5 protein-coding genes are annotated in these 4958 nt (G+C 67.0%); 1 reads left to right on the forward strand and 4 read right to left on the reverse strand.

Translation table 11 applies throughout. The annotated features are described in order from the left end of the window. Positions 1–174 precede the first annotated feature (174 nt). Together ACFDTC_RS07810 and ACFDTC_RS07815 are read right to left on the reverse strand one after the other, a co-directional pair. Positions 175–1350, reverse strand: a complete 1176-nt coding sequence (locus ACFDTC_RS07810) for an acetyl-CoA C-acetyltransferase (RefSeq protein WP_375258320.1) — start codon at positions 1348–1350, stop codon at positions 175–177. Between the two features lie 124 nt (positions 1351–1474). Continuing rightward, positions 1475–2296, reverse strand: coding sequence for an EAL domain-containing protein (locus tag ACFDTC_RS07815; RefSeq protein ID WP_375258324.1), 822 nt, complete (start codon positions 2294–2296; stop codon positions 1475–1477). A 269-nt stretch (positions 2297–2565) separates the two neighbouring features. Between ACFDTC_RS07815 and rpsD the strand changes: the two genes are divergently transcribed. Continuing rightward, positions 2566–3186, forward strand: coding sequence for a 30S ribosomal protein S4 (rpsD, locus tag ACFDTC_RS07820; protein WP_375258321.1), 621 nt, complete (start codon positions 2566–2568; stop codon positions 3184–3186). A gap of 156 nt (positions 3187–3342) precedes the next feature. Here the strand turns inward: rpsD and ACFDTC_RS07825 are convergent, their stop codons facing one another. Together ACFDTC_RS07825 and ACFDTC_RS07830 are read right to left on the reverse strand one after the other, a co-directional pair. Then, the gene (locus ACFDTC_RS07825) at positions 3343–3561 is read right to left on the reverse strand and encodes a DUF1127 domain-containing protein (RefSeq protein WP_375258322.1); all 219 of its coding nucleotides are present in this window, start codon (positions 3559–3561) and stop codon (positions 3343–3345) included. Positions 3562–3752: 191 nt separating this feature from the next. Further along, a complete protein-coding gene (locus ACFDTC_RS07830; RefSeq protein ID WP_375258323.1) occupies positions 3753–4778 on the reverse strand; it encodes a LacI family DNA-binding transcriptional regulator in 1026 nt (341 codons plus the stop codon). Between the last annotated feature and the right edge of the window lie 180 nt (positions 4779–4958).

The raw sequence follows: 4958 nt of genomic DNA on the forward strand, positions 1-4958 counted from the left end.
CCACCGCTGACCCCGGTCACCCGTTCGGGTGCCATCGTGCCGTTCCGGCAGAGCACGTCCATGACGCCGCCCTGCCAGAAGCATCGCAACCCGCCGCCGGAAAAGACGAGCTGCCGGGGGTTTCGCGGAAGCGGGCGCATGCGCATGCGGACCCCTTGCGGGACCCGCCCGGCCTCAGGGCCGCTCGACGCACATGGCGACGCCCATGCCGCCGCCGATGCAAAGGGTCGCAAGGCCCTTCTTCGCGCCGCGGCGCTTCATCTCGAACAGCAGGGTGTTGAGCACGCGCGCCCCCGAGGCACCGATCGGGTGGCCGATGGCGATCGCGCCGCCGTTCACGTTCACGATGGACGAGTCCCAGCCCATGTCCTTGTTGACCGCGCAGGCTTGGGCGGCGAAGGCCTCGTTCGCCTCGACAAGCTCGAGGTCCTCGACCTTCCAGCCGGCCTTTTCCAGCGCCTTGCGGCTGGCATGGATCGGGCCGACGCCCATGATCGACGGATCAAGCCCCGCGGTCGCGTAGGACGCGATGCGCGCCAGCGGCTCGATCCCGCGGCGCTCGGCCTCGTCGGCGGACATCAGCAGGGCGCCGGCGGCGCCGTCGTTGAGGCCCGAGGCGTTGGCCGCCGTCACGCTGCCGTCCTTGGCAAAGGCGGGGCGCAGCTTCTGCATGCCCTCGATCGTGGCGCCGTGGCGGATGTATTCGTCCTTGTCGACGACGATGTCGCCCTTGCGGGTCTTCACGGTGAAGGCGACCACCTCGTCGTCGAACTTGCCGGCCTTCTGCGCGGCCTCGGCCTTGTTCTGCGACGCCAGCGCGAACTCGTCCTGCTGCTCACGGCTGATCTGCCATTGCTGCGCCACGTTCTCGGCGGTGTTGCCCATGTGGTAGCCGTTGAAGGCATCCCACAGGCCGTCGCGGATCATCGTGTCGATGTAGGTGACGTCGCCCATCTTGTGGCCGGCGCGCAGGTGCGCGGCGTGGGGTGACAGCGTCATGCTTTCCTGGCCGCCGGCGCAGACGATCTGCGCGTCGCCCAGCATGATGTGCTGCGCGCCCAGCGCCACGGCCCGCAGACCCGAGCCGCAGACCTGGTTGATGCCCCAGGCCGCCGATTCCTTGGGCAGGCCGGCGTTGATGTGCGCCTGGCGCGCGGGGTTCTGGCCCTGCGCCGCGGTCAGGACCTGGCCCAGGATGGTCTCGGACACCTCGGCCTTGTCGATGCCGGCGCGGGCGACCAGTTGCTCGAGCACGGCGGCGCCGAGGTCATGGGCGGGGGTGGTGGCGAATGCGCCCCCGAAACTGCCCACGGCGGTCCGTGCGGCGCTAGCGATTACCACGTTCGTCATGCTGATCCCTCCAACGGTCGAGACACTTTGGTCGGCCAGCGCAGCGGGTGCAAGCGGCCGTGTCGCAACGGGAGGTATCTCAGCCTGTGCCGAAGCGACACAGGACCATGTGTCTCACCAGGTATCAGGCGGTTTGACGGGCTTCCGATTCGCGCCACGGCGGCGTCACCTTGGGGGCGCCGCAATGGTAGCCCTGAAGACAGGTGAGCCCCAGTTCGCGCAGCACGATCGCATCCTCGTGGCTTTCGACCGATTCGGCGACGGTGAACATGTCGAACTGGTCGGCGATCGACACGATTGCCGCCACGAGGACCTGGTTGTCGGGATCGCGCGCGATGTCGCGGGTGAACTCGCCGTCGATCTTCAGCAGGTCGAAGTAGAAATCCTTGAAGTGACGCAGCGCAGTGTAGCCCGAGCCGAAATCGTCGATCGCGAAGGACACGCCGCGGCCCTGCGTGGCATGCATGAAGTCGACCAGAAGCTCGGGCACGGTGATCGCCGAATGCTCGGTCACTTCGAGGATCAGGCGCTCGCCCACCGTCGGATCGGCGTCGAGCCCCTGTTCCAGCGTCTCGCGCCACTTCTTGTAGCCGATCGAGCGCGCCGACATGTTGATCGACAGGCGCAGCGCGGGCTCGCGCTTGAGCTCGGCCAGGCCCTTCTGCAGCGCGATGCAGTCGAGCTGGCGGCCCATTTCGGTCGTCTCGACCGCATGGATGAAGTCGCCGGCAGGGATCACGCGGCCGGTTTCGTCCAGCACGCGCACGAGACCCTCGTAGAAGGCGACCTTGTCGGGGGCCTGCGCCTGGACCACCGGCTGGAAGGCCAGCAACACCTCGTGATACTCGATCGCGCGTCGCACCATGGCGAGGATGCCGGCATCGCGCCGGCTGACCGCGTAGTCGAGCGCGCTGTTCATTTCGGCCGGCACGTCCGCGCTGTGCATCAGGAAGCTCCCGTCATCTTTCACCGTCACCGGGGCGACCATGGCATGCGGGGCTTAATGGGTGCTTAAGCCCCGCATGCCGGCGCGACCAGCCCGCGAAAGCCGCGCGGCGCCCTTGACTCGGGCCGGCGGGAGAGGCACACGCCGCGCATTGGTGTTGGTGGCCCCCGCAAGGGGATTCCTGTCGGGCACCCGGGTCGTTCCGGAACGCCAGAGGACAACGCCCTTCACATGGCCGCGCCGCGGCCGCAATCGAAGGAGATCAGACGGTGACCAAACGCACCTCTGCCAAGTACAAGATCGACCGCCGCATGGGCGAGAACATCTGGGGGCGCCCGAAGTCCCCGGTCAACCGCCGCGAATACGGCCCCGGCCAGCACGGCCAGCGCCGCAAGGGCAAGCTGTCTGACTTCGGCATCCAGCTGCGCGCCAAGCAGAAGCTGAAGGGCCATTACGGCGACCTGACCGAGAAGCAGTTCCGCCGCATCTTCGCCGAGGCCGAGCGCCTGCGCGGCGACACCGGCGAGATCCTGATCGGCCTGCTCGAAAGCCGGCTCGACGCCGTCGTCTACCGCGCGAAGTTCGTCGCCACGGTCTTCGCCGCACGTCAGTTCGTGAACCACGGCCACGTGCTGGTGAACGGCAAGCGCGTCAACATCCCGTCCTACCGCGTCAAGGAAGGCGACGTGATCGAGGTGCGCGAGAAGTCCAAGCAGATGACCGCGATCCTCGAGGCGACCCAGCTGCCCGAGCGCGACGTGCCGGACTACATCGACGTCGACCACAACAAGCTGACCGCGACCTTCGTCCGCACGCCCGCCCTGTCGGACGTGCCCTACGCGGTCGTGATGGAGCCGAACCTGGTCATCGAATTCTACGCCCAGAACTGATCGGGCGGACATCGCACAAGGAAAGGGTCGTCCCGTCGGGGCGGCCCTTTTTCGTGCCTGCCGCTGTGACGCGCGCAACCGATACAAAAAAAGGCCGCGCCCGGATCGGGTGCGGCCCTTGCGACGGTGCCGGTGGCACCGCGATGTCGGCGTCGTTCAGACGTAATACATGTCGCGGAACACGTGCCGCGCGATGTCTTCACGCTTGAGGCCGATGCGCGCCAGTTCCTGATCGGACATCGCGTTCAGGCGCTCTGCTTCGCGCATGCGCGAGTTCGACTCGGCGATGGCGGTGAAGAAGTTCAGGATCGCGGAGCCGACGTTGTGGAAGAAACCGGTTCCGGAATGCGGTGCGCTGGTGTGGATATGGGCCATTGTGCTGTTCCTTGGTCTGCCTTGCGTTGACCGACAGGTATGCCGCAGTGCAGCGAAGCGGTAGGCCCATCCGGGAATACCCGCCCTTCGCGCAATGCATGGCGCCTTACCAAGAGATTGACGGCGACACGCCGCGCCGAGACCGCGATCGGACGGACAGAGGTGGCCGAAGCCTTGCGGCGACGCGCGCTCTAGCGCCGTTTCAGGGTGTCGCCGTACGAGATGCGCGGCGTCAGCTCGATCACCTTTTCGAGCGGCGCATCCGGGTTCTCGACGCGCGACGCGATGATCTGTGCGGCGCGGGTGCCGATCTCGTTCCGGCAGGCATCCATCGTGGCGATGGAGCGCGGCAGGCCGTCCAGCAACTCGACCCCGTTGAAGCCGGCAAGCCCCATGCGCCCGGGAATGTCGATGCCCTGCGCCAGCAGCTCCAGAAGGCCGCCGGCGGCGATCATGTCATTGGAATAATAAAGGAATTCCAGTTCCGGCTCGCGCAGAAGCATGGCGCGGGTCATTTCGCGCCCCTTGGCCAGCGCCGAGCCGCCCGAATAGAATTCCTGGTCGATGACCTCGACGCCCTCCTTGGCCAGCGCCTCGGTGAAGCCCTCGAAGCGCTTCCGGGCACGGTGGTCCAGCGGCATCTTGGTGCCCATGAAGCCGATGTTGCGGTAGCCCTGCTTGAGGATCGCGCGCGCCATCTCGCGCCCGGCGCGGCGGTGGCTGATCCCGACGGCGCAATCGATCGGCGTGCCGTCGGTATCCATGATCTCGACCACGGGAATGCCGCTCGAGCGCAGCATCGCCTTTGACGCGTCCGAATGTTCGAGACCCGCGACGATGACGCCGGACGGGCGCCAGGACAGCATCTCGTAGAGCACCCGCTCTTCCTTTTCGGGAAGGTAGTCGGTGACGCCGACGACGGGCTGCAGGTCGGTCTGCTCGAGCACCGCCGAGATGCCGGACATGACCTCGGGGAAGACCATGTTGCGCAGGCTGGGGATGACCACCGCCACCAGGTTCACCCGCTGGCTGGCCAGCGCGCCGGCGATCTTGTTGGGCACGTAGCCCAGGGACTTCGCCGCCTCGAGCACCTTCTGCCGGGTGGCTTCGCTGACGTCGCCGCGATTGCGCAGCACGCGCGACACCGTCATCTCGGACACGCCGGAGGCCTCCGAGACATCGCGGAGCGTCAGCGGGCGGGGATCGTCATTGGGCAACGGAGTATCCTTTCGAGGCTGATCCGATGTTACCGCAATCGCGCCGGCGCTCAAGCGTGGCGCTGCGTTCGTTCCATGCGCCGAGGGTGACAAGGCGCTTTCCCCACGCTAGGAACCGATGCAGCGGTCCCGTGGCTCAACTGGATAGAGCAGCCCCCTCCTAAGGGGCAGGTTGCAGGT

The organism is Citreimonas sp. (assembly GCF_042096055.1).
Lineage (GTDB): Bacteria > Pseudomonadota > Alphaproteobacteria > Rhodobacterales > Rhodobacteraceae > Citreimonas.